Origin of the sequence: Mesorhizobium sp. M7A.F.Ca.CA.002.09.1.1 (assembly GCF_003998555.1) — a bacterium.
Lineage (GTDB): Bacteria > Pseudomonadota > Alphaproteobacteria > Rhizobiales > Rhizobiaceae > Mesorhizobium > Mesorhizobium ciceri.
On the sequence record NZ_RZRR01000733.1, the window covers coordinates 1 to 2,928 of the forward strand.

A 2,928-nucleotide genomic window follows, 5' to 3' on the forward strand; every position below is an offset into this window, starting at 1 on the left:
GCACAACGCATCGACGCAGTTCGCCGACGGCGGCGAATTCGGCATGGGCGCCGAGATCGGCATCGCCACCGGCAAGATGCATGCGCGCGGACCGGTGGGCGTCGAACAGCTGACGTCGTTCAAATACCGTGTGCGCGGGTCGGGACAGGTGAGACCTTGAGCGCTGGTCTTACCCTTCCCCTTGTGGGGAGGGTGGCGAGCACAGCGAGCCGGGTGGGGGGACGACGCTGAATTCCGCGATACCCCTACCCCGCTCCGCTTCGCGGATCGACCCTCCCCACAAGGAGGAGGGTAAAAGCTCAAAACCCAGCCTGATCGCGAAACAACTCCGCATTGTCCAGCTTCGACACCTCGATCACCGCTTGCGTGCGGCTGTAGACATTGAGTTTGCGCAGGATCTCCGAGACATGCGCCTTCACCGTGGTCTCTCCCACCTGCAGCTCGTAGGCGATCTGCTTGTTGAGCAGGCCCTGGCGCAGCATCTGCAGCACGCGCAGTTGCTGCGGCGTTAGCGTCGACAGGCGCTGCACCATGTCGGCGCGGTCGGCGCTGTCGGCGTCCGGCGGCCGGCCTTCGTAGGTCTCCGGCACATAGATCGCGCCTTCCATCACCGAGCGGATGGCTGCGGCGAGGTCGCTCTTGCGCGCCGATTTCGGGATGAAGCCGGCAGCGCCATAGGACAGCGCTTCGGAAATGATCTTCGGCTCCTCGTAACCAGAGACGATCACCACGGGCAGGCGCGGATAGCGGGTCCGGAGTTGCAGCAGGCCGTCAAAACCGTGCACGTCGGGCATCGAGAGGTCGAGAAGCGCGAGGTCGAACGGCTTGGCATCGGCCAGAAGATCGAGCGCCTCGGTGATCGAGCGCGCCTCCACCGTGTCGACTTCCGGATAGGCCATCTGCACGGCGCTGTGCAGCGCCTCACGAAACAGCGGATGGTCGTCGATGATCAGAAACCGGGCGCGATCGTGGGTTGCGGTCATGGGGTTCATTTCAGTTCGTGAGCGATTAGAATAACCTCTCCACCATGGCCAGATTATTGCCAAATAGTATATCGCCATCTCCGGCGGAAAGTGCCGCCGGCACTTTCTCGACCAAATCGCCTTGTCCAGGCCCCCAAATCGGTCGAATGTTCCGGCAACCAAGCAGAGACCCTTGATGACAGAATTCGTCCTTCCCCTGCCCGCAACCGCATCGGTGGCCGTTGCCGGCTCGTCCGATCGTTTTGCGGTGCGCCGTATCTACTGCGTCGGCCGCAACTACGCGGCGCATGCCCGCGAATTCGGCAATGACGAGCGTGATCCGCCCTTCTTCTTCACCAAGCCGGCCGACGCGGTGGTCGATTCCGGCACCGCTATCCCCTACCCGCCGCTGACGGCCAATCTGCACCACGAGATCGAACTGGTGGCCGCGATCGGCAAAGCCGGCTTCCGCATTCCCCGCGACAAGGCGCTGGACCATGTCTGGGGCTACGGCGTCGGCATCGACCTCACCCGCCGCGACCTGCAGGACGAGGCCAAGAAGGCCGCCCGGCCCTGGGACTGGTCGAAGGCCTTCGACCGCTCCGCCCCTTGCAGCCCGTTGGTGCAAGCGCACGAATCCGGCCACCCACAGAAGGGCCGCATCTGGCTCGCCGTCAACGGCAAGGTCAGGCAGGATGCCGACCTCGCCGAACTGATCTGGCCGATACCGGATATCGTGTCGATCTGCAGCGAGGCGATGGAGCTCGAGCCCGGCGACCTGATCTTCACCGGTACGCCAGCAGGCGTCGGCGCGGTTGGCCCCGGCGACACGATGACCGGCGGCGTCGACGGCATCGGCACCATCGAAATAACCATCGGCCAGCCGAAGTGAGCGCATGAGCAAACTCGTCCTGCACAACTACTATCGCTCCTCCACCTCCTACCGGGTGCGGATCGCGCTGGAGATGAAGGGGCTGAGCTACGACTATATCCCGCATCATCTGCGCCATGGCGAGCACCTCGAACCAGCCTATCTCGCGGTCAATCCGCAAGGGCTGGTGCCGGCGCTGGTGCTCGGCGACGGCACGCTGCTGACGCAATCGCTGGCGATCATCGAATTCCTCGACGAGACCAGCCCGGAACCACCGCTATTGCCAGGGGATGCGGCCGGTCGGGCACGGGTCAGAATGCTGGCGCAGATGATCGCCTGCGACATCCACCCGGTGAACAATCTGCGCGTGCTGACCTCGCTGCGCACGCTGTTCGGCGCCGGCGACGAGGACGTCGTCAACTGGTTCCGCCACTGGGTGAACGAGGGCTTTCAGCCGCTTGAAAAGATCCTGGCCTTGTCGGCGGAGACCGGAACATTCTGCCATGGCGACGCGCCGGGTCTGGCTGACATCTGCCTCGCCGCACAGATTGCCAGCAATGCCCGCTTTGGCGTCGATCTGACGCCCTACCCGACGATCGCGCGCATCAACGCCGCCTGCATGGCGCTGCCGGCCTTCCAGAAAGCGGCGCCCCAGAACCAGATCGACGCGGAATAAGGCGTCATCTGCGTAGCGTCGGCACCGGAACAGTATGGCTGGCGGAATCGATTTTCGCTTGACCGGATAGGGAATCGGCTATCGTTTCCCGCAGGCCGTGTGAAAGGTGGTGTTGCCGATGAAAGCCGTCGTCTTCGAGAAATTCGGCGAAGCGCCGAGGATCCAGACCGTTCCTGATCCGAAGCCGGCAGCCGATGGCGTCGTCATCAAGGTCGAGGCGACCGGTCTGTGCCGCAGCGACTGGCATGGCTGGATGGGTCATGACGAAGGCATCACGCTGCCGCACGTGCCGGGCCATGAACTTGCCGGCATCGTCGTCGCCGCGGGCAAGCAGGTCACACGCTGGAAGGCCGGCGAGCGCGTCACAGTGCCGTTCGCCGTCGGCTGCGGCCGCTGCTTCGAGTGTAATTCGGGCAATC

General features: G+C 64.1%; 4 protein-coding genes and 1 pseudogene. 4 read left to right on the plus strand and 1 reads right to left on the minus strand.

The genetic code is table 11. The annotated features are described in order from the left end of the window. A pseudogene (proA, locus tag EN994_RS36365) lies at positions 1 to 160 on the plus strand (gamma-glutamyl-phosphate reductase); the annotation flags it as partial. A gap of 139 nt (positions 161 to 299) precedes the next feature. Here proA and EN994_RS25310 read toward each other — a convergent pair. Further along, positions 300 to 983 carry a response regulator transcription factor gene (locus EN994_RS25310; RefSeq protein WP_024503826.1) on the minus strand — a complete coding sequence of 228 codons (684 nt, stop codon included), beginning with the start codon at positions 981 to 983 and terminating at the stop codon, positions 300 to 302. Positions 984 to 1,158: 175 nt separating this feature from the next. Here EN994_RS25310 and EN994_RS25315 point away from each other — a divergent pair, with 175 nt between their 5' ends. From EN994_RS25315 to EN994_RS25325, 3 genes are all read left to right on the plus strand, one after another. Further along, entirely contained in the window at positions 1,159 to 1,854 is a 696-nt protein-coding gene (locus EN994_RS25315; protein WP_024503825.1) for a fumarylacetoacetate hydrolase family protein, read from the plus strand. A gap of 4 nt (positions 1,855 to 1,858) precedes the next feature. Continuing rightward, entirely contained in the window at positions 1,859 to 2,509 is a 651-nt protein-coding gene (maiA, locus tag EN994_RS25320; RefSeq protein WP_024503824.1) for a maleylacetoacetate isomerase, read from the plus strand. Positions 2,510 to 2,627: 118 nt separating this feature from the next. Then, the coding region (locus tag EN994_RS25325; protein ID WP_164746171.1) for an alcohol dehydrogenase catalytic domain-containing protein at positions 2,628 to 2,928 on the plus strand (301 nt) is incomplete at its 3' end.

Coding starts and splice junctions, on each gene's coding strand:
- maiA (WP_024503824.1), top strand. CDS start 1,859: ATGAGCAAACTCGTCCTGCACAACTACTATCGCTCCTCCACCTCCTAC.
- EN994_RS25315 (WP_024503825.1), top strand. CDS start 1,159: ATGACAGAATTCGTCCTTCCCCTGCCCGCAACCGCATCGGTGGCCGTT.
- EN994_RS25310 (WP_024503826.1), bottom strand. CDS start 983: ATGACCGCAACCCACGATCGCGCCCGGTTTCTGATCATCGACGACCAT.